The following is a 20,698-nucleotide window of genomic DNA, read 5'->3' as shown; positions in this document are numbered from 1 at the left end:
GGCCATCAGGAGCTTTCGACATAGTCGTACTCATAGGCGGATGCCTATGCCTTATCGGCTATGCCACCTGTCCGGTCAAAACGGGGTGCGCTCCAAGCGGCCTAGCCACACGCCCGACTTGCGCTCACAGATCGAAGCGCGCCGATCCCAGCGCACCCGGCGAGGTTCATATGTCAGATACGCATCCTCTGACGTTCCTGGGCGTTGCAATCGCGGGTGGAGGCTGGCTCTTCCTCATGCTCGGCAGATCAGGTGGCGAGTCCAGCGGTCGCGAGATTTACAACATTCATCTCGGTGTCATCGCCAAGAATGTGATCCATCATGGCTGCGGGCGCAATCTCCCGCGTCATAGCAAGTGTCGGACGCCGGATAGTTTGTTCCACCCGTAACGACGCAGAGCGACGAGTTTGAGAAGCCCGTTGCCACAGAATCAACGGTGAAGATTAGAAACGTCTGAACTGCTCCCAGAAATTGCTCTGGACTTCCGCAAGTCACATCTAAGGTCTAGCAGCATAACAGATTAGACCGCAGCTCCTCAGACTGTGTCCACTAAATAGGTCTGGCATAATCGCCAAATGACACATCCAATGCGGTCTTCGTTCGCTCTTCGCCCTCTTCGATTTCTTCAACCGTAGGCTGGTTGCTAACGGCAAACATACTGCTGCCCTTGCGCCGGACTACTCTCTTCGTTCCCGGAGTAATCTCATACTCATCGCTCATCAGGGTGCTAATACGATCCTGCACATGCGCAACTCGTGCCTTTCCACGCACCAATTCAAGCATTCCAAGATCACGCCTTGTCAGCGGATCGACTAAATTTTCTCCAGGGCCAAATATGAGGAACCTATCTCCGTTTTTTACACCATCTTCTAAGCCGATGTTGATTACGAACTTCCAAGGGTCAATAATTTTTATGACTCTAGGAAGGGTAGTTAGGTCATGACTCATCGATGACGCCTTTGTATAAGCCGGGACGGACAAGGATGTTGGTTCTATCTGCAGCATCGAGCCTACTTGCTAGATCCGATATATCCCTGAACAAATCTACGTGGTTTCGCAGACGAATTTGCGCAAGTGCATTTGTCTGTACATTTATAACCTCCCCATCCCCTACAAGTCGCTCAAACTCGCCGTCAACAATATAGATTGCAACGGAAACACCCAAGCTCAGCCAAGGAGCATCCTTTACGATAACGATTTGACCGTCAATTACCTTCACTACTTTTGGAGCACCTATAAATTGAGGTACTCGTCGTGCAAGTATTATCCAAAAGAGATACAGTATAACGACGATGTATGAGCCATTAAGTACTGCGAGCCAGGCATGCGTCGCCCTCCATTGTTCACCATAAATAAATGCGAGAAGCCCAAGAATGGTGGCGACACCCAGTACGATGCCGCTTGCTGCTTTGAAGTGAGTCAACACAGCTTTTTTCGTTTCGTCAGCCACGCAACTCTCGAATCGGGTGCCAAGTGCGAACTACTAGAACTGAAACGCAGTGTCAGGGAAAGCCTAATAGGATCATCACAGACAGCAGCCTGTGGCTAGGACACACGGCATTGTCTCGGATCAGATAACCAATTGATTTCTATCACTGTTGAGGACGTGGCTGGGGCGCCTGGATTCGAACCAGGGGATGGCGGTACCAAAAACCGCTGCCTTACCACTTGGCTACGCCCCAACGGCCGTCGTGACGGCGTTCCCGTCTATAATCGCGGCCAAGCACCGAAGCAACCGTCCCGGCACGGAAGGCGAGGCGCAAATCCGCGCGGCGTCGATGCGGTCTCATGCGAAAAGCGGTTGCGGATCGGGTACGGTGCGGCTATACGCAAACCCGGTCGCGGAGTGTAGCGCAGCCTGGTAGCGCACCTCGTTCGGGACGAGGGGGTCGCAGGTTCAAATCCTGCCACTCCGACCACTTCATTTTCGATATGCTGGCCATCTCTACCCGACGCCACCAGCAAGCTCGAACGACGAGATGCAAAGCCGAATACGATCGGCGAGCATCGATTTTCGGGTGCTCGATCCGCGCATGACCGTCCGAAGATGGACTGACGCAAAGCATCACCCGCACTCCTTCCGACAGCTTCAACAGCGGGCCTCCTCATACCCGGTCAACTCGTCGCGCTGGCGGATGACACCCCTGAAACCTGCCGCTTCCGGCTATCCAGCGCGAGCGAACGGTCTCGTTGACGTCTCGTCTTGGTCTTGAATGATCACATGCACACTCGGCAGATCGATCGCTGGGTGCTGCTTTGATGAGGAGTCACACGCAAGGCTCGGCCCCGGACAGAAGGACGATCACCGCCGTCTCGTCGACCCTTCCGCCCGAGCCGTCGACAATCGCCAAACGAACAGGCGACCATGAGGACGCAAGCCTCGACGACAGGCAGCTTATGCCATTCGCTATAGCCCGCATGGTTACCGACGACAGCCGACGACCCAACCAAAGACGATGAAAAAAATGGGAAATGGTCGGAGCGAGAGGATTCGAACCTCCGACCCCTTGGACCCCATCCAAGTGCGCTACCAGACTGCGCTACGCTCCGACTGAGGAGATCCCTATAGAACGGGGCGGTCGAACGCAAGCGCATTCGGGGTCTCCTGCCGCGAATGCCGTGGATGTTCGCCGCGCGTTCATGCTCCGGGAGATCATCGAGGCAGAACCATTGCATCTCACCGTTGACTGCCCAAACTCGACCGAACCCGATGGTCCGAACGGTGTTTACGGAGAGGCAGAAAATCTTGTGAGTGTCCGATCCGACGCCCTGTGACGGTCACAAGGCGGCGGTGAAGAACTGCATCCCACCTTCGCCGAGCGATTGTGGAATCGTCGCCTCATGTCGTCTCCGGATGAACGCGAAGCGGCGTGGGCTATTAATGCATGCGGCGGAGCAAACTGGAGCAGCAGCGCGGGTCACCAAAGCGCAACGGAGCCGCAACTCTGCCCCCCACCTTCCCTTCGGCGCGAGAATGCCTCAGCGAACCTGATCGAGAAGTCGCTTCAGTTCCAGTAGTTCGAGCAGCACGCCGTTCAGCTGCGTCGTGGCGTCGCCGCCGAGCGCGGGACCGCTGCCGACGACGGGGCCGAGGTCGCGGTCTCGGCGCAGGAGATTGGACAGGCCGCCCCGAGAGCGGTCCACCGGTGCGTAGGGCTCGTCCGCCTCGACCTCGTCGTCCCCGTCCATCGGCTCGAGATCCTCCGGCGCGCCGCGCCCGGACTGGAGCGCCTCCAGGCCCGAGAGATCGCCGCCGCCGATGGCCATCACGGCGCGGTTGCCGCTCTCCTTGAGGATTCTCTGGACACCGCGAATCGTGAAGCCGCGTACGTAGAGAAGCGTCCGGATGCCCTTCAGCAGTTCGACGTCGTCGCGCCGGTAGTAGCGCCGGCCACCGCCGCGCTTCATCGGCTTGATCTGTGGAAAGCGCGTCTCCCAGAAGCGCAGGACATGCTGGGGCAGGTCGAGTTCCTCGGCCACCTCGCTGATGGTCCGGAAGGCGTCTGCGCTCTTGTCGCTCATGCGGAGGCCAACCGTCTCACTCGGCCGCCTTCAGGATCGTGTCCCGACCGTCGCCGCGAAGGCCATGGGCCTCGAGGATACGGTCCTTCATCACGTTCGAGGGCTTGAACACGGCGACGCGTCGCGGCGAGATCGGCACTTCCTCGCCGGTCTTGGGATTGCGCCCGACGCGCTCGTTCTTGTCGCGCACCAGAAACGACCCGAAGGACGAGACCTTCACGGCTTCACCGCGCGCGATCGTCGAACAGATCTCCTCGAGAATCGATTCGACGAGATACGCCGATTCGGTCCGGGACAATCCGATCTTGCGGAACACCGCCTCGGCGAGATCGGCTCGCGTCACCGTTCTGTCACCCATGCGCTTCCCCTGCTGCCCCCAGCCGCGTGCCGTGCGTCGAGCCGGACTCGACGGACCGGTCCGCCACTCGAAAATACCGAAAACTAAAGTTGAATCAAGTTGCTCGCTACCAGCGAAGCACCACCGCGCCCCAGGTGAAGCCGCCGCCCATGGCTTCGAGCAGCACGAGGTCGCCCTCGCGAATGCGTCCGTCGCGCACCGCGACGTCGAGCGCCAGCGGGATGGAGGCGGCCGAGGTGTTGCCATGCTCGCCGACGGTCACCACGACCTTCTCCGCGGCGATGCCGAGCTTCTTGGCGGAGGCGTCGATGATGCGCCGGTTGGCCTGATGCGGCACGAACCAGTCGACGTCCTCGGCGGTGATCGCGAGGCGGGCGAAGGAATCCTCGACCACGTCGGTGATCATGCCGACCGCATGCTTGAAGACCTCGCGGCCTTCCATGCGCAGGTGTCCGACGGTTCCCGTGGAGGACGGCCCGCCGTCGACATAGAGCTTGTCGCCGTGGCTGCCGTCGGCCCGTAGGCTGGAGACGAGGATGCCGCGCCCGTCGTCCGCCTCATTGCGGGCTTCGAGCACGACCGCGCCGGCCCCGTCGCCGAAGAGGACGCAGGTCGTCCGGTCGCTCCAGTCGAGAATGCGGCTGAACGTTTCGGCACCGATCACGAGGGCGCGCTTCGCCATGCCGGACTTCAGGTAGAGATCGGCCGTGGTCAGCGCGTAGACGAAACCGCTGCACACCGCCTGAAGATCGAAAGCGAAGCCATGGCTGATGCCGAGCCGGCGCTGCACCTGCACGGCGGAGGCAGGAAACGTCAGGTCCGGCGTCGCGGTGGCGAGCACGATGAGGTCGATGTCGGCGGGCTGCAGGCCTGCGGCGTCGAGCGCGCGGCGCGCCGCGGTCTCGCCGAGCGAGACGGTGGTCTCGCCCTCCCCCGCCACATAGCGCTGGCGGATGCCGGTGCGCTGCTGGATCCATGCGTCCGACGTCTCGACGCGGGCTTCGAGATCCCCGTTCGTGACGAGGTTGGCGGGAAGCGCCGAGCCGGTTCCCACGACCACGGAGCGGATGGCGCTCATCGCACGTCCTCCACGTCCGGCTCGTCTACCACCGGCTCGACCACGACGGGCGAACTGATATGGGCGTAGACGTCGCCGAGATCGGCCTCGATCTTGGCCAGCAACCCGTTGGCGGCCATCGCATAGGCGACGTCGATCGCAGCGGCGGTGCCCTCGGCGTCGGAGCTGCCGTGGCTCTTGATCACCACGCCGTTGAGGCCGAGGAAGACGCCGCCATTGACCTTGCGAGGGTCCATCTTGTCGCGGAGGCGATCGAAGGCGCTCTTGGCGAAGAAGTAGCCGAGCTTGGCCATCCAGGTGCGCGTCATCGCCGCGCGCAGATAGCTGGCGATCTGGCGCGCGGTGCCCTCGGCGGTCTTCAACGCGATGTTGCCGGTGAAACCTTCGGTCACGACGACATCCACAGTGCCCTTGCCGAGATCGTTGCCCTCGACGAAGCCGCGATATTCGAGACCCGCGAGTTCGGTCTCCTTCAGAAGGCGGCCGGCCTCCTTCACGTCGTCCTGGCCCTTGACCTCCTCGGTGCCGATGTTGAGGAGTCCGACGGTCGGCCGTTCGATGTGGAAGAGCGCACGGGCCATGGCGGCGCCCATCACCGAGAAGTCGATGAGTTGCTGCGAGTCGGCGCCGATCGTCGCGCCGACGTCGAGCACGACGCTCTCGCCGCGCTCGGTCGGCCAGATCGCGGCGATGGCCGGGCGCTCGATGTTGGCCATGGTGCGCAGGCAGAACTTCGCCATGGCCATGAGCGCGCCGGTGTTGCCGGCCGAGACGGCCACCGCGGCTTCGCCGGTCTTCACCGCCTCGATCGCCTGCCACATCGAGGATTTGTAGCGCCCCTGCCGCAGCGCCTGGCTCGGCTTGTCGTCCATGCGGATCGAGATCTCGCAATGGCGGAAGACGGAGCGCGCCTTCAGCTTCGGCATCTGCTCCAGCACCGGCAGGACGCTCGCTTCCTGGCCGAACAGCAGGAAGCGAACGTCGGGATGGCGCTCGAGCGCGATCTGAGCGCCGGAAAGAACGACCTGCGGCCCGTGATCTCCGCCCATGGCGTCGAGCGCGATGGTGATGGAGGTTTTGGATTCCAAGATAGGCTCTCTTTCAAAACGCGGGGGCGCCACCCGAAGGCAGGCTCGGCGGGTGGGTTAACCACAGGAACGCGCGTCCCGCCAGCCTCGCCGTCCGGCGGTTTCAGCCTTTGTCGCCATCCTGCAGCCGCTTGAGGCCGGCAAACGGCGAGACGACGCCGCCGGTGGGATCGGGATCGGTGTCGAGTTCGGTGAATTCGGCGCCGTCGGAGCGCGGATAGGGATCGAGCGACAGCGCCAGGAGCTCGGTCAGAAACGTGCCGAGGTCGATCTTCTCGCCGCGGAAGGTCTCGGGAATGTCGGCGCCTTCGGGGTCGAGATGCAGCTCGCCGTCGCTTGTCGGCGCGATGCGCGCGAGCTTCGAGGTCTCGGGCACGAAGACGAACTCGACCGGCTCGTCGATCGTCTCGTGCACGGGGTCGAGGGTCACCACGCAGGCCTGCACCACGGCCGCCGTCAACCGTCCGTCGACGGCCACCCCGTCGCGCTTCCAGCGCTTGACGACGAGATCGGCCGCCATCGCTTCCACCGCGACCACGCCCATGTGGTCGGCCAAGGCCGCGCAGTCCGCCTCGCTCGCCTCGAAGCGGATCGGCATGCCGTTCTGCGGCAGTTTGGCGACCCAGACTTCCAGCGAGATCGGCGACGGCGCGGCGACGGTCTTCTCTTCGGTCATGGCGACGATTCCTGCTGTTCCCCGTTGAGGCTGCCGGCCAGAATGGCCTCGGACTTCATATGGCGATAATCAAGATCGGCCGCCAGGATCTGCGCCGCCAAGGCCTCGGCGCGGTCGGCGTCGCCGCCCGGCGCATCGACGAATGCCGTCTCACGCAGCGCCTTCGCCAACGCCGCGACGTCGCGGCCCGACACGGCCGGCTCGTAGAGCGCGACACGGGCGTAGAAGCGCCCCGCGAGCTTGCGCATGCGCTTGGGCACGGCGAGATAGCCGACGCCGAGTTCGCGCATCGAGTGGTCGAGATCGGTCATGAAGCGATCGACGAGATCCTGCGACAGCGCCGAGAGAGAGGCGTCGGCGCCGCAGCGGCGCAGCAGCAGGAAGACCTCGATCGACAGCGATTCGAAGCGTCCGAACACCGTGTCGGGCAGTCCGCCCTCCAGGAACCGCTTGGGCCGGCGGGCGCGCGCGACGACCTCGTCCCACAGCCGATCGACGACCTGCCGGTTCTGGCGCCGTCTGCGCAGGCTCTCGAGCATGGGGACCGCCGACCTTCCTCGTCCGTTGGCCCGGGGGTTCGCACGGCAGGCCCGCGATTGCAACGCTTCCCCGAGTGCTTTACCAAGTCGCAACCTTCGCGACGGACGAAGCGCCCCCATTTCCGACCCAGTCGGCCGGTAGGGGTCGGGTCCAGCGTGTTCTTCGGGGGAGTCATATCCGCGTGATCGAAACCAACCGTCCTCTTCGGCCCCTCCTGATGGCGGCCGGTTTCGGTGCCCTCATGGCTCTCGGCGGATGCCAGACCGCACAGGTCTACAACCAGGGCTACATTGTCGACGAACAGGCGCTGGCGCAGGTGCCGGTCGGCTCGAGCCGCGAGCAGGTGATGCTGGCGCTGGGCTCGCCCTCGACCACCGCGACCTTCGACAACGAGGTCTTCTACTACATCTCGCAGAAGCGCGTTCGCCCGGTCGCCTTCATGAACCCGAGGCTCGTCGAGCAGCGCATTCTCGCGGTCTATTTCGGAGCCGACAACACGGTCACGCGCATCGCCAATTACGGGCTGCAGGACGGACGAGTCTTTGACTTCATCTCGCGCACGACCCCGACCGGCGGCAAGGATTCCAGCTTCCTCGGCTCGATCCTCTCGGACGAAGGTCCGTCCGGCGGCAGCATCCTCGATTCGATCGGTCGCTCCAGCGGCATGTCGGCGGGGCGCTAAGCCCTCGTCCATCCGAAACGTTCGGACGGGATCGGCGCTTCGCCGGTCCCGTCTTCGTATCCGGCCGTCCGCGACGGTCAGTCCTTCTCGACGGGATCTGCGCCGCGACCCTCGCCGCGCGAACGGCGCGAGACGCGGTCGAGCACGGCGTTGACGAGACGGGGCTCGTCCTCCCCGTAGAAGGCCTTGGCGATGTCGACATATTCGCTGACGATGACGGCGACCGGAACGTCCTTGCGCGCCGTCACCTCGTAGGTGCCCGCCCGCAGGATGGCGCGCAACGTCGTGTCGAGGCGCGAGAGCGGCCAGTCGGCGGTCAGCGAGGAGTGGATCAACGGATCGATGAAGGTCTGGCCGCGCACCACGCCGGAGACGATGTCGCGAAACCAGGCGGGGTCGGCTTCGAGATAGGTGGCGCCGTCGATCTCCTGACCGAGCCGGAAGGATTCGTACTCGGCCACCGTTTCGAGAAGGCCGGTGCCACCGATATCCATCTGGTAGAGCGCCTGCACTGCGGCGAGACGCGCGGCGCCGCGTTTGTTGGCGGGGCGGAAGGTTCGGGTCGCGGTCTCGGTCATCTCGTCAGCTCCCGAGCCGCGTGCGAAGCGCGATCATCGTGAGCGCGGTCCCGGCCGCGCCGCCGCCCTTGTTCTTGCGCTCGGGGACGGCGCGCTCCAGCGCCTGCTCCTCGTTCTCGACGGTGAGGATGCCGTTGCCGATCGCGAGGCCCTCCTGCACCGAAAGATCCATCAGCGCGCGGCAGGATTCGTTGGCGACGATGTCGAAATGATAGGTCTCGCCGCGGATGACGCAGCCGAGCGCCACGAACCCGTCATACTCGCGCGAGCCTTCGTCGGCCGCCGAGAGGGCGAAGCCGATAGCAGCGGGCACTTCGAGGGCGCCGGGCACCGTCACCACGTCGTAGGTCGCGCCGGCCGCTTCGAGATGGGCCTTCGCCCCCGTCAGCAGGTGATCGGCGATGTGGTCGTAGAACCGCGCCTCGACGATCAGGATGTGGGGTGCGGGCATGGGATGAAACCTTCCAGGCGATCGAATCGGACGAACGCACCCGGGGTCGACGGGACACCGGGTGCTGGGCGGACTGCGACGATGACATGCGACGACACGAGACGGCGTCCGGCGTCGGTCAATGGCCCCGATCGCCCTGTAGCCTTTCGACCGCCGAGCCGGAGCCGAACAGACGTTCCGCATACCGCGCAATCTGATCCACCTCAAGGTTCACCGAATCGCCGCCGCGCTTTTCGCCCCAGGTGGTGACCTCCAGCGAGTGGCGGATCAGCAGCACGTCGAAGCGGTGCCCCTCGACGGCGTTGACGGTGAGCGACGTGCCGTCGAGGCAGACCGAGCCCTTCTGCGCGACGAAACGCGACAGCGCCGGCGGCGCTTCGAGGACGAAGCGCACCGCCTCCCCTTCTTCCGTGCGCGAGACGATGCCCGCCTGTCCGTCGACATGGCCGGAGACGAGATGGCCGCCGATCTCGTCACCGATCTTCAGCGAGCGCTCGAGATTGAGACGCGTGCCCTCGCTCCAGGTGCCGGCGGTGGTCAGGCGCAGCGCCTCCTCCCACGCCTCGACCTCGAACCAGCGCTCGTTCGCGCCGGCCTCGGGCAGGCGCGTCACCGTCAGGCAGACGCCCGAGCAGGCGATCGAGGCGCCGATGAGGATGCCGGCAGGCTCATAGGCGGTGTCGATGCGAAAGCGCGCGCCCGCGTCGAGCGGCTGGCGCATCGCGATGCGGCCGACGTCCGAGACGATACCGGTGAACATCAGGCTTCGATCCTCTCGTATTCGGTCCAGCGGTCGCCCCCGAAGCGTTCGGTCCGGCTTGCGCGGAAGCCGTTGAGATGGCGCACCTCCGGCGGTGCCGCAACCCCGCGTCCTCCGAGCGTGACGGCGCCCCGGACGAGAACGACGCGGTCCACCAGACCTTCGCGCAGAAAGCGCGAGGCGGTCTCGGCACCGCCCTCGACGAGAAGCGTCGAAATTCCCAGCCTTGAAAGTGCTTCCAGCAGGGAGCGGAGAGCGCCCTCGCCAGCAGTCAGCGGAAGCAGCCGGCAACCCTGGCTCCTCAGCGCCTTTGCGGCGTCTCCATCCGGATCAACGGCAGTCGCGACGATGACGGAAACGTCGCGTGCGGTTCGGGCGAGTTGGCCGTCCGGCGGCAGGCGAAGGCGAGGATCGATGACGATGCGAGCCGGCGAGCGGCTCTTGAGTCCCGGCAGACGGCAGGTGAGCGCGGGGTCGTCGGCGAGCGCCGTGCCGATGCCGACGAGGATGGCGTCCATCTCGGCCCGCACCCCATGGGTCTGCCGGTTGGAGACCGCGCCGCTGATGGCGATCTGCCCTTCACCGCGACGACCAATGAAGCCGTCGCGCGAGACCGCCATCTTCAGCGTGACGAAGGGCCGCCCACGGCGGATGCGCGACAGAAAGCCCTCGAAGGCACGCGTTCCCTCCGGCTCGGCCATCAGGTCGTGAACCACGACGCCGGCCGCATGGAGGATGATGCGGCCTCGACCGTCGACCCGCGGGTCGGGATCGTCCGCGCCGATCGCGACGGCCGCGATGCCGGCCTGCGCCAGGGCGACGGCGCAGGGGCCGGTGCGGCCATGATGCGCGCAGGGCTCCAGCGTGACATATGCCACCGCCCCCCTCGCCGCATCGCCGGCCTCTGCCAGCGCGACGCGCTCGGCATGCGGACGACCACCGAGCGCCGTCACGCCGCGGCCGACGATGCGGGCGTTTTTCCCCGTGCCCTGCACGATCAGGCAGCCGACGGAGGGGTTGTCCGCCGTCAGGCCGACATGCCGGCGCGACAGGCGAAGGGCTGCGGCCATGATGCGCGCGTCGAAACCTGCGCCGGCGTCAGAGGGCGTCGTCATCGCGCCCCGTCGCGAGGTCGGCCTTCAACTCGTCGATGACGGACTCGAAGTCGCGGGCCTCGCGGAAGTCGCGATAGACCGAGGCGAAGCGCACATAGGCGACGTCGTCGACGCCGCGGAGCGCCTCCATCACGAGGCGGCCGACGGTCTCGGACGGCACGTCGCCCTCGCCCGTCGATTCCAGCTGGCGCACGATCCCCGAGATCAGCCGCTCCACGCGCTCGCCGTCCACCGGCCGCTTGCGCAGCGCCGTCTGCACGGACCGCGCCAGCTTGTCGCGCTCGAACGGCACCTTGCGACCGGACTTCTTGACGACGCTGAGCTCGCGCAGCTGCACGCGCTCGAAGGTCGTGAAGCGACCGTTGCAATCGGGACAGACCCGGCGGCGTCGGATCGCCCCGCCATCCTCGGCGGGGCGCGAATCCTTCACCTGGCTATCCTGCGACCCGCAGAAGGGGCAGCGCACGGCGGCGCCCGATCAACCGAGATTAGGGTAGATCGGGAAGCGCGCGGTGAGTTCGATCACCCGGGCCTTCACGCTCGCCTCGACGGCGGCGTTGCCCTCGTCGGAATTGGCGGCCTTCAGGCCGTCGAGCACCTCGACGATCATCCGACCCACCTGCCGGAACTCCTCGGTGCCGAAGCCTCGCGTCGTCGCCGCGGGCGTGCCGACGCGGATGCCGGAGGTGATCGTCGGCTTCTCGGGGTCGTTCGGCACGCCGTTCTTGTTGCAGGTGATACCGGCCCGGCCGAGCGCGATCTCCGTCGCCTTGCCCGTCAGCATCTTCGGACGGAGATCGACGAGCATCAGATGCGTGTCGGTGCCGCCCGAGACGATGTCGAGGCCGCCCTCGCGCAGCGTCTCGGCCAGCGCCTTGGCGTTGTCGGCCACCGCCTTCATGTAGCTCTTGTAGGCCGGCTGCAGCGCCTCGCCGAAGGCCACGGCCTTGCCTGCGATCACGTGCATCAGCGGCCCGCCCTGCAGGCCCGGGAAGATCGCCGAGTTGATCTTCTTGGCGATCGCCTCGTCGTTCGTCACGACGAGACCGCCGCGCGGCCCGCGCAGGGTCTTGTGCGTCGTCGAAGTGGCGACATGGGCGTGTGGGAACGGGCTCGGGTGGTGACCTGCTGCCACCAGGCCGGCGAAATGCGCCATGTCGACCCAGAGATAGGCGCCCACCGCATCGGCGATCGTGCGGAACCGGGCGAAATCGATGATGCGCGAATAGGCCGAGCCACCGGCGATGATGATCTCGGGCTTGGTCTCGTGCGCCAGCCGCTCGACCTCGTCGTGGTCGATCAGACCGGTGGCGGTGTCGAGGCCGTACTGGACGGCGTTGAACCAGCGTCCCGAAAGATTGGGCTTGGCGCCGTGCGTCAGATGGCCACCGGCGTCGAGGCTCATGCCGAGAAGGGTCGCGCCGGGCTTTGTCAGGGCGAGGAGCACGGCCTGGTTCGCTTGGCTGCCGGAATTGGGCTGCACGTTGGCGAAGCCACAGCCGAAGAGCTGCTTGGCGCGCTCGATCGCCAGCGTCTCGACGACGTCGACGAACTCGCAGCCGCCATAGTAGCGGCGGCCCGGATAGCCCTCGGCATACTTGTTGGTGAGGACGGAGCCCTGCGCTTCCAGCACGGCGCGCGAGACGATGTTCTCGGAGGCGATCAGCTCGATCTCGTGCTGCTGACGATGAAGCTCGTCGCGCATCGCCGCGAACAGATCGGGATCACCCGCGGCGATACCTTCGCCGAAGAACGCGTCGTGGCGGGGGGCGGCATCCAGGGCGAAAGCGTGGGACATGGCAGGCTCCTTGGCATCCGGCGGGCGCGCGAGCGGGCAGAACCGGGATGCGCGCGCATAGCACGTTCGCCTCCCCCGCGCCAAGCGAGAGCGCCGAAACGCGAAAGGCCGGGCGTGGTGCGCCCGGCCTGTCGTTCGTTCGCGTCGTTCAGTAGGGCAGATCGGCCGACGCCTGCTCTCCCGCCGCGTAGGCGGTGGGCTGAGCCGAGGTCATGGCGAGCTGCTCGGCGCCGTCGCGGCGATAGATGTCGTCGCGGAACTGGACCACGGTCGGATCGGTCGCCCACGCCGTCAGGTAGGTGAAGTGCAGCGGCACGGGATCGGCGAGGTTCACGTCCTGGCGGGTACGGGCCGCGATCGTCTTCTCGATCGTGGCGCGGTCCCAGCCCGGCGTGCCCTGCGCCAGCCAGACAATGAGGTCGCGCACGTTCTGCACGCGCACGCAGCCCGACGATTCGAAGCGCATGAGCTGCGAGAACACGCTCTGCTGCGGCGTGTCGTGCATGTAGACGGCGTAGGGGTTGGAGAAGTTGATCTTCACCGACGACATGGCGTTCATCTTGCCGGGATTCTGGCGGAAGAGATACTTCACCGCCTCGTCCGTCTGCCAGTTGATCGTCTCCGGCGGGATCACCGAGCCGTCCGGCGCGAAGATCACGATGTCGTTGCGCGTCAGGTAGGTCGGATCCTTCTGCATCAGCGGGATGATGTCCTTGCGGACGATCGAGGCCGGCGCATGCCAGTAGGGGTTGAGGTTGAGGTTGGTGATCTTCGAGTCGAGGATCGGCGTCTGGCGGTCGATCTTGCCGACCACGGCCGTGTGGCGCTGCACGACGCGCCCGCCCTCCACCGCCTCGAGTTGCGCAGCGGGAATGTTGACCATCACGAAGCGGCCGGGATCGATCGGAATGGCCGACAGACGCTGGATGTTGGTCTGCAACTGGGCGAGACGCACGTCGGCGGGCACGTTGAGCGCCTTGAACGTGTATTCGCCCACCGCGCCGTCGGCCGGCAGGCCGTGCCGGGCCTGGAAACGCTTCACCGCCGCCTGGACGTAAGTGTCGAACTGCGCAGAGCCGCCGGCCGAACGGTCGAGGTCGCCGGCGATGGCAAGGCGCTGGCGCAGGGCCGGCACCGCGGCGCTCTGCACGCCGAGTTCCAGCTTGCCGCCGTCCGGCACCATGGGCCAGCCGCCGGCCATCACGATCTGGTTGTACTGCCCCGTCGCCGACTGCATGGCCGAAAGCGTCGAAGGCGAGAAGACGGGCTGGTAGGAGGCGACGTTGCGCACGCTCGCAGCGCGCGTGTCGAACTGGTCGTTCCAGCCGCCGCGGTTGGGCGCGGCGAGGACGCCTTCCAGCGCCGACTGCGCCCGTGCGGCGCCACCGAAGAGCGCTGCGCCCGCCAGCGTCGCGGCACCGCCCACGAACCGCCTGCGCGAGATCGCCGTCCGTTCGGAATGGCCCTTCGACATGATACCCCCTGCCTTATGAAATCCGGTCGCTTGCGACGCACCCTAGAGACACGTGGTGAATCAAACGGAAACGAGGATCGGATCGGCCGGCCGCTCCATCGGCGCCGACGACTTGAGGTTCGACAGGCCATCGGAATGCGGCGAAAGCGTGGATCCACGAGGGCTAACGCTTTGGTGACGGCGGGTTTTTCGGGGGCTGTTGTAAAAAACCCCACGACCGGGACGACGGTCGTGGGGCTGAGAGGAGACCGCGGACTGGAGATCGCGGCCTGCCGTAGGATGTGTCTTAAAGGCGATACATGATCGAATCGTTCCAGAAGCGATCGAGCCGCTGCAGCGATTTGTTCATTTTCTGGAACTCGCCCTCGTCGAGGCCTCCCACCTTGTCGATCGAACCGATGTGGCGATCGTAGAGTTCGGCGACGATCTCGGCGACGGCGAGGCCCTCCTTGGTGAGCGAGACGCGCACCGCGCGCCGGTCGACCCGCGACTTCTGGTGGTCGATGAAGCCGAGCTCCACCAGCTTCTTGAGATTGTAGGAGACGTTGGAGCCGAGATAGAAACCGCGGGTGCGCAGCTCGCCCGCCGTCAGCACCGAGGTTCCGATGTTGAAGAGCAGCAGCGCCTGAACGGCGTTGATGTCGGTGCGCCCGGCGCGGTCGAACTCGTCCTTGATGACGTCGAGCAGGCGGCGGTGCAGCCGCTCCACCAGCTGCAGGGTCTCGAGATAGAGCGACTTAAGCTCGACCTTCTCTTCGGCAGGAATGGCGGTGTCGCGCTTGGTGTTGCTCGTGTTCATCACGGGGCCCCTGTATATCCGAGAGGGTCAGTCATTGACCTTTTGTCTTGACCACAAACTACCGGGCGCCTCTAAAATTCGACTTAAACGTCTGCCTTAATGAGAAGTATCGTTCGGCTCATGTGCCGGCTTGCTTAACGGTATCTGTGCGCCTTCCTTGGCATGCAAACGACCGGCGTCAGGATCGGCCCGGTCGACGCCGTCGCTCGAACGCGGCGAACGCACGCAGCACCGCCAGGAACGCCAGCCCGGCGACATGCAGCCCGACCACCAGCGGTTCGGCGCCGAAGAGATGCGGGAAGCCGAGCCGCATCACCCCCTCGATCGCGGCGATGAGCACCCAGACCACCGTGCCCCACGACGCCGTCATCCACAGCCCGATGCCGGCGACGGGATAGATCACGGCAAGCGTGGGCGCGGCGGCGCGCCACCAGACGGGCATCAGGTCGAAACGCCAAAGGTCGCCGTCGAACACGCCGATCAGCCGCGTCCAGTAGACCAGCCCCATGCCGAACAGGGCGAGGCCGACGATCCGGCACAGGCCGACCGTCAGGATGCGGTTCAACGCCCCATCGGGATCGCGGGAGATCATGTCGATGGTCACCGGGCGCGCGCCGCCAGACGCGGCTCGAAACGGCCGTGCGTCGCCGATGATGTTGTCATGGAGTTCCCCGGTGGCGGCGACGGCACTGCGGCTCGCGCCGATCCCCTCGCCTTGCCGGCGAAAGGCTAAGCATCGCCTCCCGCAACGTCAATGCCGAGGCGGGCGCGCATTTTTCTCGCGCATTGCGGTTCTCGCGGCGACTGCGCGGGGATAGGTTCGCCGCCACGGAAACAGACGGACATGCACGCCATGAGTTCGGGCGAACGACGCGATCTTTCGAGAACCATCGACACCGTCACCGGCGGCACGCGCCTGCGGCGCCTGCGCCAGACCGACTGGGTGCGCCGCCTCGTGCGCGAGAGCGACGTGACCGCCAGCGACCTGATCTGGCCGATCTTCGTGCGGGAGGGCGCGGGCGATCCCGAGGCGGTCGCCTCGATGCCCGGCGTCTTCCGCTATTCGGTCGCCGACTGCGTCGAGGCGGCGCGCCGCGCGCGCGACCTCGAGATCCCCGTCGTCGCGCTGTTTCCCTTCACCGGCACCGAGCGCCGGGACGAGACGGGATCGGAAGCGCTCAACCCCGACAACCTCGTGTGCCGCGCGACCCGCGCCATCAAGGACGCGGTGCCCGAGATCGGCATTCTCTGCGACGTTGCTCTCGACCCCTATACCAGCCACGGCCATGACGGGCTGGTGAAGGACGGCCGCATCCTCAACGACGAGACGATCGAGTTGCTCTGCCGACAGGCGCTCGTGCAAGCGCGGGCCGGCTGCGACATCATCGGTCCCTCCGACATGATGGACGGGCGCGTCGCCTGCATTCGCGCGGCCCTCGACGGCGAGGGCCTGCGCGATACGATGATCATGTCCTATGCCGCAAAATATGCGTCCGCCTTCTACGGCCCGTTCCGCGACGCCGTTGGCTCCACCGGTGCGCTGAAGGGCGACAAGCGCACCTACCAGATGGACATGGGCAACACCGACGAGGCGCTGCGCGAGGCCGCGCAGGACATCCACGAGGGTGCCGACATGATCATGGTGAAGCCGGGCCTGCCCTATCTCGACATTCTCGCCCGTCTCGTCGACGAGTTCCGCATGCCGACCTTCGCCTACCAGACTTCGGGCGAATACGCGGTGATCATGGCCGCCGCGCAGAACGGCTGGATCGACGGCGATCGGGCGATGTTCGAGACGATGCGTTCGTTCAAGCGCGCCGGGGCGTCGGGCATCCTCTCCTACTTCTCGCCCCGCATCGCCGAGTCGCTGCAGCGCCGCTGAGCTTCGCCAGCTTGCGGGGCCCTCGCGCCATCCCCATTTCGAGCCGAGCCGAACGCCAAGGGAAGACGACGCCGATGACCGCGCTGAACGACACCACGCCGACCTGGCTCGACGAGCCACGCGCCTACCGCTCGGTGCGCACCCGGCGCGTCCTGTCGTTTTTCTTCGACTACACGCTCGTGCTGCTCCTCTGCGTGCCCGTCTACTTCGTGGTGACGCTGCTCGGCGTCGTGACCCTCGGGCTCGGCTTCCTGCTCTACGGCGCCATCTTCCCGCTCGTGGCCATCCCCTACGTCGCCTTCACCATGGGCGGCGCGGGTCAGGCGACGCCGGGCATGCGACTGTTCGACCTGCGCATCGAGCGGCTCGACGGTCGCAAGGTCGATCCGACTCTGGCCGTCCTGCACGGCGTCCTGTTCTGGGCCGGCAATGTGCTGACGAGCGGCTTCATCGTGTTGCTGGCGCTGTTCACGCCGCGCAAGCAGCTGGTGCAGGATCTGCTCCTCGGCACCGTCGTCACACGGCGGTCCTGATCCCGGGTCGGGTCCGCGGATTTTGTCGGCCGCGACGTTGCGGTCGACTTTCCAAATCGCGGGTTTGACTCCACATTCGACCCTGACACGTCGCGACCGGTTGGGCCGCGCCCGGACGACGAGGCGACGCAGGTTTCGATGACGGCCCATCCGCAGACGCCTCAGTTCTTTCTCACCTCCCCGTCCGCCTGCCCCTATCTGCCCGGCCAGCTCGAACGGAAGGTGTTCACCCACCTCGTCGGCCACCGGGCGCCCGAGCTTCTGGATCTCCTGACGCAGGGCGGCTTCCGGCGTTCGCAGAACATCGCCTATCGGCCCGCCTGCGAGCGATGCCGGGCCTGCGTCTCCGTGCGCATCCTCGTCGACGAGTTTTCGCCGACGAAGTCGATGAAGCGCGTGGCGCAGACCAATCGCGATCTCGTCGGGAGGATCAGCACGGCCGAACCGTCGAGCGAGCAGTACGCTCTGTTCCGGCGCTATCTCGACGCGCGCCATTCGCGCGGCGGCATGTCCGAGATGTCGGTGCTCGACTATGCGATGATGGTGGAGGATAGCCAAGTCGACACGCGCATCATCCAGTATCGCCGCAAGGGCCCGGACTCGCGCATCACCCACCGCTCGGACGGCGACCTGATGGCGGTGGCCCTCAGCGACGTGATGGCCGACGGTATGTCGATGGTCTATTCGTTCTTCGATCCCGCCGAGGATGGCCGCAGCCTCGGCACGTTCATGATCCTCGACCATATCGAGCGCACGCGCGCTCTCGGCCTGCCCTATCTTTACCTCGGCTACTGGGTCGATGGATCCAGCAAGATGGACTACAAGATTCGATACCAGCCGCAGCAGCACCTGACACCGCGCGGCTGGGAGCGATACGATTCCGCCATGCCGAAGGCGCCGCCGCCGATCCTCCCCTGACGCTTCGGCTTTTTCTTTCAACCGGCTGAACGGCTTCGAATTTAGCGCCGATCTTCACCTCTCAGGTGAAGCGGCCGCTCTTCGGGAAACCCTTCGGCACCAGCCGGCCGGCCTGTGCGCGGTCGCCGCGCCACTCCACGAGATCGGCCTCGGACCGGTTGTGGGTGCGCCCGGCCGTATCACTCCAGCCAAGCCCGTCCGCCATCCGGAACACCTTGAGGTCGGCGAGCCCGCCATCCTTGAACCGCTGCAGCCGAACGCCCTTGCCGCGCGTCATCTCGGGCACCTGCGCGAGCGGGAAGACGACCATCTTGCGGTTGTCGCCCACCGTCGCCACGCTGTCGCCCAAGCCGATCCGCTCGGCGCGCACGAGACGCACTGGCGCCGCGACGTTGAGGATCTGCTTGCCCTTGCGCGTGCCCGAGAGCAGCTCCGCCTCGGAAACGACGAAGCCGTTGCCGTCGCTGGAGGCGACGAGCCGGCGCGCCGCGGGGTCGGCGACGAAGCCGAGCGCGATGTCCTGGTCGTCCTCCAGCTCGATCGCCAAGCGGATGGGATCGCCCGTCCCGCGCCCGCCCGGCAGCTTGTCGGCGCCGAGCGTGAAGGCCCGCCCGTTCGTCGACAGGAAGATGAGCTTGTCGGTGGTCAGCGCCGGAAAGGCGAACTTCAAGCCATCGCCATCCTTGTAGGCGACGTTGGAAAGGTCGGCGAGATGGCCCTTCAGCGCCCGCAGGAACCCCTTCTGCGAGAGGATCACCGTCACCGGCTCCTTCTCGATGAGGGCCACCGCGAGATCGTCGAGCGAACGCTCCGGCGCGTCGGCGAAGAGCGTGCGGCGCTTGCCGAGCTTGGTCTTCTTCGAAAAGGCCTCGCGGACCTCGCGCACCTCGGCGGCGACGCGGCCCCACTGCAGGTCGGCCGATCCGAGCAGCGCCACCTTGTCGGCCCGCTCGGCGGAGAGCTGGTCGAACTCCTTCTTCAGCTCGAACTCCTCCAGCTTGCGCAGCGAGCGCAGGCGCATGTTGAGGATCGATTCGGCCTGGAGGTCGGAAAGCTCGAAGGTGGTCATCATGACCTGCTTGGGCTCGTCCTCCTCGCGGATGATGCGGATCACCTCGTCGAGATTGAGGAAGGCGATGAGGTAGCCCGACAGGATCTCCAGCCGCCGCTCGATCTGATCCAGCCGAAACTGCGAGCGCCGCAGCAGCACCTCGCGCTGGTGCGCCAGCCACTCGGCCAGCACCTCCTTCAGCGACATGACGCGCGGCACCTTGCCGCCGGAGAGCACGTTCATGTTCAGCGGAATACGGGATTCCAGATCGGTGGTGCGGAACAGCGACTCCATCAGCAGTTCGGGATCGACCGTGCGCGCCTTCGGCTCCAGCACGACGCGCACGTCCTCGGCCGATTCGTCGCGGATGTCGGCGAGCAGCGGCAGCTTCTTGGCCATCAAGAGGTCGGCGATCTTCTCGATCAGCCGCGACTTCTGCACCTGATAGGGGATCTCGGTGACCACAACGACGTAGCCGCCGCGCCCCTGCTCCTCACGCTCCCACTTGGCGCGCACCCGGAACGAGCCGCGCCCCGTGGCATAGGCCTCGCGGATCACCTCGCGCCCGTCCACGATGATGCCGCCGGTCGGGAAGTCCGGTCCCTGCACGAACTTCAGCAGTTGGTCGAGATCGGCCTGCGGATCCTCGATCAACTTCAACGCGGCGTCGCAGAGTTCCGCGGCGTTGTGCGGCGGGATCGAGGTCGCCATGCCCACCGCGATGCCCGAAGCGCCGTTGGCGAGAAGGTTCGGGAAGGCGCCCGGCAGCACGATCGGCTCCTGGTCCTCCTCGTTGTAGGTGGGCCGGAAATCGACGGCGTTCTCGTCGATGCCGCGCAGCAAGAGCGTCGCGACGTCGGTCATCCGCGCCTCGGTGTAGCGCATGGCCGCGGCGCTATCGCCATCAATATTGCCGAAATTGCCCTGCCCGTCGATCAGCGGATAGCGGATCGCGAAATCCTGCGCGAGACGCACGAGCGCGTCGTAGATCGAGGCGTCGCCATGCGGATGGAACTTGCCCATCACGTCGCCGACGATGCGCGCGCATTTCTTGTAGCCCTGGCCAGGGTCGAGGCGTAGCACGCGCATCGCATGGACGATCCGCCTGTGCACCGGCTTCAAGCCGTCGCGCACGTCCGGCAGGGCGCGGCCCATGATGGTGGACAGCGCATAGGCGAGATAGCGCTCCTCCAGCGCTGCCCGAAGGTCGATCGGTTCGATGTCGCCGCCATCGGCAGGAGGATCAACGGTCTTGGCCATGCGAGACCCGATAGCCGAAAGGCCGCTTGGGAACAAGCAAGGAACAAACCGGCTCGGCCGAGCACATTCGCCTTCCGCGGCCAACAGGCTTTCGTGAAAGCGCCGGCCGCCTTCCCATCGGAGGGCGAACCGCCA

General features: G+C 65.7%; 22 protein-coding genes and 3 tRNA genes. 5 read left to right on the top strand and 20 right to left on the bottom strand.

What is annotated here, in order from left to right; translation table 11 throughout:
* Positions 1 to 549: 549 nt before the first annotated feature.
* The 3 genes from GGR04_RS12125 to GGR04_RS12115 all read right to left on the bottom strand — a co-directional run bounded on the left by GGR04_RS12125 (position 550) and on the right by GGR04_RS12115 (position 1,682).
* A complete protein-coding gene (locus tag GGR04_RS12125; RefSeq protein ID WP_183200149.1) occupies positions 550 to 948 on the bottom strand; it encodes a hypothetical protein in 399 nt (132 codons plus the stop codon).
* Positions 938 to 1,450 carry a hypothetical protein gene (locus GGR04_RS23960; protein WP_246393123.1) on the bottom strand — a complete coding sequence of 171 codons (513 nt, stop codon included), beginning with the start codon at positions 1,448 to 1,450 and terminating at the stop codon, positions 938 to 940. Before GGR04_RS23960 ends, GGR04_RS12125 begins: the two co-directional genes overlap by 11 nt.
* A gap of 157 nt (positions 1,451 to 1,607) precedes the next feature.
* Positions 1,608 to 1,682, bottom strand: a tRNA-Gln gene (locus GGR04_RS12115).
* A 160-nt stretch (positions 1,683 to 1,842) separates the two neighbouring features.
* Between GGR04_RS12115 and GGR04_RS12110 the strand changes: the two genes are divergently transcribed.
* A tRNA-Pro gene (locus GGR04_RS12110) sits at positions 1,843 to 1,919 on the top strand.
* 554 nt (positions 1,920 to 2,473) lie between these two features.
* On the opposite strand, the gene GGR04_RS12105 is transcribed toward GGR04_RS12110, so the two are convergent.
* The 7 genes from GGR04_RS12105 to GGR04_RS12075 all read right to left on the bottom strand — a co-directional run bounded on the left by GGR04_RS12105 (position 2,474) and on the right by GGR04_RS12075 (position 7,261).
* Positions 2,474 to 2,550 (bottom strand) — tRNA-Pro (locus GGR04_RS12105).
* 429 nt (positions 2,551 to 2,979) lie between these two features.
* Complete coding sequence (locus tag GGR04_RS12100) at positions 2,980 to 3,522, bottom strand: MerR family transcriptional regulator (protein WP_183200148.1); 543 nt, start codon at positions 3,520 to 3,522, stop codon at positions 2,980 to 2,982.
* Positions 3,523 to 3,538: 16 nt separating this feature from the next.
* Complete coding sequence (locus tag GGR04_RS12095; protein WP_183200147.1) at positions 3,539 to 3,880, bottom strand: integration host factor subunit alpha; 342 nt, start codon at positions 3,878 to 3,880, stop codon at positions 3,539 to 3,541.
* Between the two features lie 106 nt (positions 3,881 to 3,986).
* Positions 3,987 to 4,958 carry a beta-ketoacyl-ACP synthase III gene (locus tag GGR04_RS12090; protein WP_183200146.1) on the bottom strand — a complete coding sequence of 324 codons (972 nt, stop codon included), beginning with the start codon at positions 4,956 to 4,958 and terminating at the stop codon, positions 3,987 to 3,989.
* Positions 4,955 to 6,046 (bottom strand): phosphate acyltransferase PlsX, encoded by a 1,092-nt coding sequence (gene plsX, locus GGR04_RS12085; protein WP_183200145.1) that lies wholly within the window; start codon positions 6,044 to 6,046, stop codon positions 4,955 to 4,957. Before plsX ends, GGR04_RS12090 begins: the two co-directional genes overlap by 4 nt.
* A 103-nt stretch (positions 6,047 to 6,149) precedes the next feature.
* Positions 6,150 to 6,722, bottom strand: a complete 573-nt coding sequence (locus tag GGR04_RS12080; RefSeq protein WP_183200144.1) for a YceD family protein — start codon at positions 6,720 to 6,722, stop codon at positions 6,150 to 6,152.
* Positions 6,719 to 7,261 carry a ubiquinol-cytochrome C chaperone family protein gene (locus tag GGR04_RS12075; RefSeq protein WP_183200143.1) on the bottom strand — a complete coding sequence of 181 codons (543 nt, stop codon included), beginning with the start codon at positions 7,259 to 7,261 and terminating at the stop codon, positions 6,719 to 6,721. Before GGR04_RS12075 ends, GGR04_RS12080 begins: the two co-directional genes overlap by 4 nt.
* A 218-nt stretch (positions 7,262 to 7,479) precedes the next feature.
* Here GGR04_RS12075 and GGR04_RS12070 point away from each other — a divergent pair, with 218 nt between their 5' ends.
* Complete coding sequence (locus GGR04_RS12070; RefSeq protein ID WP_183200157.1) at positions 7,480 to 7,944, top strand: outer membrane protein assembly factor BamE; 465 nt, start codon at positions 7,480 to 7,482, stop codon at positions 7,942 to 7,944.
* 77 nt (positions 7,945 to 8,021) lie between these two features.
* Here the strand turns inward: GGR04_RS12070 and nusB are convergent, their stop codons facing one another.
* The 9 genes from nusB to GGR04_RS12025 form a co-directional block, all read right to left on the bottom strand.
* Positions 8,022 to 8,522, bottom strand: a complete 501-nt coding sequence (gene nusB / locus GGR04_RS12065; RefSeq protein ID WP_183200142.1) for a transcription antitermination factor NusB — start codon at positions 8,520 to 8,522, stop codon at positions 8,022 to 8,024.
* Positions 8,523 to 8,526: 4 nt separating this feature from the next.
* Complete coding sequence (locus tag GGR04_RS12060) at positions 8,527 to 8,973, bottom strand: 6,7-dimethyl-8-ribityllumazine synthase (protein ID WP_183200141.1); 447 nt, start codon at positions 8,971 to 8,973, stop codon at positions 8,527 to 8,529.
* Between the two features lie 118 nt (positions 8,974 to 9,091).
* On the bottom strand, positions 9,092 to 9,733 hold the full coding sequence (locus tag GGR04_RS12055) for a riboflavin synthase (protein WP_183200140.1): 642 nt from the start codon (positions 9,731 to 9,733) through the stop codon (positions 9,092 to 9,094).
* Positions 9,733 to 10,848, bottom strand: a complete 1,116-nt coding sequence (ribD, locus tag GGR04_RS12050) for a bifunctional diaminohydroxyphosphoribosylaminopyrimidine deaminase/5-amino-6-(5-phosphoribosylamino)uracil reductase RibD (protein WP_183200139.1) — start codon at positions 10,846 to 10,848, stop codon at positions 9,733 to 9,735. Before ribD ends, GGR04_RS12055 begins: the two co-directional genes overlap by 1 nt.
* On the bottom strand, positions 10,832 to 11,314 hold the full coding sequence (gene nrdR / locus GGR04_RS12045) for a transcriptional regulator NrdR (protein ID WP_183200138.1): 483 nt from the start codon (positions 11,312 to 11,314) through the stop codon (positions 10,832 to 10,834). Before nrdR ends, ribD begins: the two co-directional genes overlap by 17 nt.
* A 12-nt stretch (positions 11,315 to 11,326) precedes the next feature.
* Positions 11,327 to 12,646 (bottom strand): serine hydroxymethyltransferase, encoded by a 1,320-nt coding sequence (gene glyA, locus GGR04_RS12040; protein WP_183200137.1) that lies wholly within the window; start codon positions 12,644 to 12,646, stop codon positions 11,327 to 11,329.
* 148 nt (positions 12,647 to 12,794) lie between these two features.
* Positions 12,795 to 14,120 (bottom strand): L,D-transpeptidase family protein, encoded by a 1,326-nt coding sequence (locus tag GGR04_RS12035; RefSeq protein WP_183200136.1) that lies wholly within the window; start codon positions 14,118 to 14,120, stop codon positions 12,795 to 12,797.
* A gap of 286 nt (positions 14,121 to 14,406) precedes the next feature.
* Positions 14,407 to 14,919 (bottom strand): transcriptional regulator LdtR, encoded by a 513-nt coding sequence (ldtR, locus tag GGR04_RS12030; RefSeq protein ID WP_183200135.1) that lies wholly within the window; start codon positions 14,917 to 14,919, stop codon positions 14,407 to 14,409.
* 178 nt (positions 14,920 to 15,097) lie between these two features.
* The gene (locus tag GGR04_RS12025; RefSeq protein ID WP_183200134.1) at positions 15,098 to 15,523 is read right to left on the bottom strand and encodes a DUF6163 family protein; all 426 of its coding nucleotides are present in this window, start codon (positions 15,521 to 15,523) and stop codon (positions 15,098 to 15,100) included.
* 249 nt (positions 15,524 to 15,772) lie between these two features.
* Between GGR04_RS12025 and hemB the strand changes: the two genes are divergently transcribed.
* The 3 genes from hemB (at position 15,773) to GGR04_RS12010 (ending at position 18,252) form a co-directional block, all read left to right on the top strand.
* Positions 15,773 to 16,801, top strand: coding sequence for a porphobilinogen synthase (hemB, locus tag GGR04_RS12020; protein ID WP_246393122.1), 1,029 nt, complete (start codon positions 15,773 to 15,775; stop codon positions 16,799 to 16,801).
* Positions 16,802 to 16,875: 74 nt separating this feature from the next.
* Positions 16,876 to 17,334 carry an RDD family protein gene (locus tag GGR04_RS12015; protein ID WP_183200132.1) on the top strand — a complete coding sequence of 153 codons (459 nt, stop codon included), beginning with the start codon at positions 16,876 to 16,878 and terminating at the stop codon, positions 17,332 to 17,334.
* A gap of 138 nt (positions 17,335 to 17,472) precedes the next feature.
* Entirely contained in the window at positions 17,473 to 18,252 is a 780-nt protein-coding gene (locus GGR04_RS12010; protein ID WP_183200131.1) for an arginyltransferase, read from the top strand.
* Positions 18,253 to 18,313: 61 nt separating this feature from the next.
* Here GGR04_RS12010 and parC read toward each other — a convergent pair whose 3' ends face one another.
* Positions 18,314 to 20,563 carry a DNA topoisomerase IV subunit A gene (parC, locus tag GGR04_RS12005; RefSeq protein WP_183200130.1) on the bottom strand — a complete coding sequence of 750 codons (2,250 nt, stop codon included), beginning with the start codon at positions 20,561 to 20,563 and terminating at the stop codon, positions 18,314 to 18,316.
* Positions 20,564 to 20,698: the final 135 nt, after the last annotated feature.

The organism is Aureimonas pseudogalii (assembly GCF_014196835.1).
GTDB lineage: Bacteria > Pseudomonadota > Alphaproteobacteria > Rhizobiales > Rhizobiaceae > Aureimonas > Aureimonas pseudogalii.
This window is presented reverse-complemented; position numbering and strand designations above follow the sequence as displayed.

Excerpts from the sequence above, each read along its gene's own strand:
- GGR04_RS12080 (WP_183200144.1), bottom strand. The coding sequence starts at position 6,722 with ATGACCGAAGAGAAGACCGTCGCCGCGCCGTCGCCGATCTCGCTGGAA.
- GGR04_RS12060 (WP_183200141.1), bottom strand. The coding sequence starts at position 8,973 with ATGCCCGCACCCCACATCCTGATCGTCGAGGCGCGGTTCTACGACCAC.
- GGR04_RS12035 (WP_183200136.1), bottom strand. The coding sequence starts at position 14,120 with ATGTCGAAGGGCCATTCCGAACGGACGGCGATCTCGCGCAGGCGGTTC.
- GGR04_RS12090 (WP_183200146.1), bottom strand. The coding sequence starts at position 4,958 with ATGAGCGCCATCCGCTCCGTGGTCGTGGGAACCGGCTCGGCGCTTCCC.
- GGR04_RS12055 (WP_183200140.1), bottom strand. The coding sequence starts at position 9,733 with ATGTTCACCGGTATCGTCTCGGACGTCGGCCGCATCGCGATGCGCCAG.
- GGR04_RS12100 (WP_183200148.1), bottom strand. The coding sequence starts at position 3,522 with ATGAGCGACAAGAGCGCAGACGCCTTCCGGACCATCAGCGAGGTGGCC.
- nusB (WP_183200142.1), bottom strand. The coding sequence starts at position 8,522 with ATGACCGAGACCGCGACCCGAACCTTCCGCCCCGCCAACAAACGCGGC.
- ribD (WP_183200139.1), bottom strand. The coding sequence starts at position 10,848 with ATGACGACGCCCTCTGACGCCGGCGCAGGTTTCGACGCGCGCATCATG.
- ldtR (WP_183200135.1), bottom strand. The coding sequence starts at position 14,919 with ATGAACACGAGCAACACCAAGCGCGACACCGCCATTCCTGCCGAAGAG.
- parC (WP_183200130.1), bottom strand. The coding sequence starts at position 20,563 with ATGGCCAAGACCGTTGATCCTCCTGCCGATGGCGGCGACATCGAACCG.
- GGR04_RS12010 (WP_183200131.1), top strand. The coding sequence starts at position 17,473 with ATGACGGCCCATCCGCAGACGCCTCAGTTCTTTCTCACCTCCCCGTCC.
- glyA (WP_183200137.1), bottom strand. The coding sequence starts at position 12,646 with ATGTCCCACGCTTTCGCCCTGGATGCCGCCCCCCGCCACGACGCGTTC.
- GGR04_RS12075 (WP_183200143.1), bottom strand. The coding sequence starts at position 7,261 with ATGCTCGAGAGCCTGCGCAGACGGCGCCAGAACCGGCAGGTCGTCGAT.
- GGR04_RS12095 (WP_183200147.1), bottom strand. The coding sequence starts at position 3,880 with ATGGGTGACAGAACGGTGACGCGAGCCGATCTCGCCGAGGCGGTGTTC.
- GGR04_RS12015 (WP_183200132.1), top strand. The coding sequence starts at position 16,876 with ATGACCGCGCTGAACGACACCACGCCGACCTGGCTCGACGAGCCACGC.
- hemB (WP_246393122.1), top strand. The coding sequence starts at position 15,773 with ATGAGTTCGGGCGAACGACGCGATCTTTCGAGAACCATCGACACCGTC.
- GGR04_RS12125 (WP_183200149.1), bottom strand. The coding sequence starts at position 948 with ATGAGTCATGACCTAACTACCCTTCCTAGAGTCATAAAAATTATTGAC.
- GGR04_RS12070 (WP_183200157.1), top strand. The coding sequence starts at position 7,480 with ATGGCGGCCGGTTTCGGTGCCCTCATGGCTCTCGGCGGATGCCAGACC.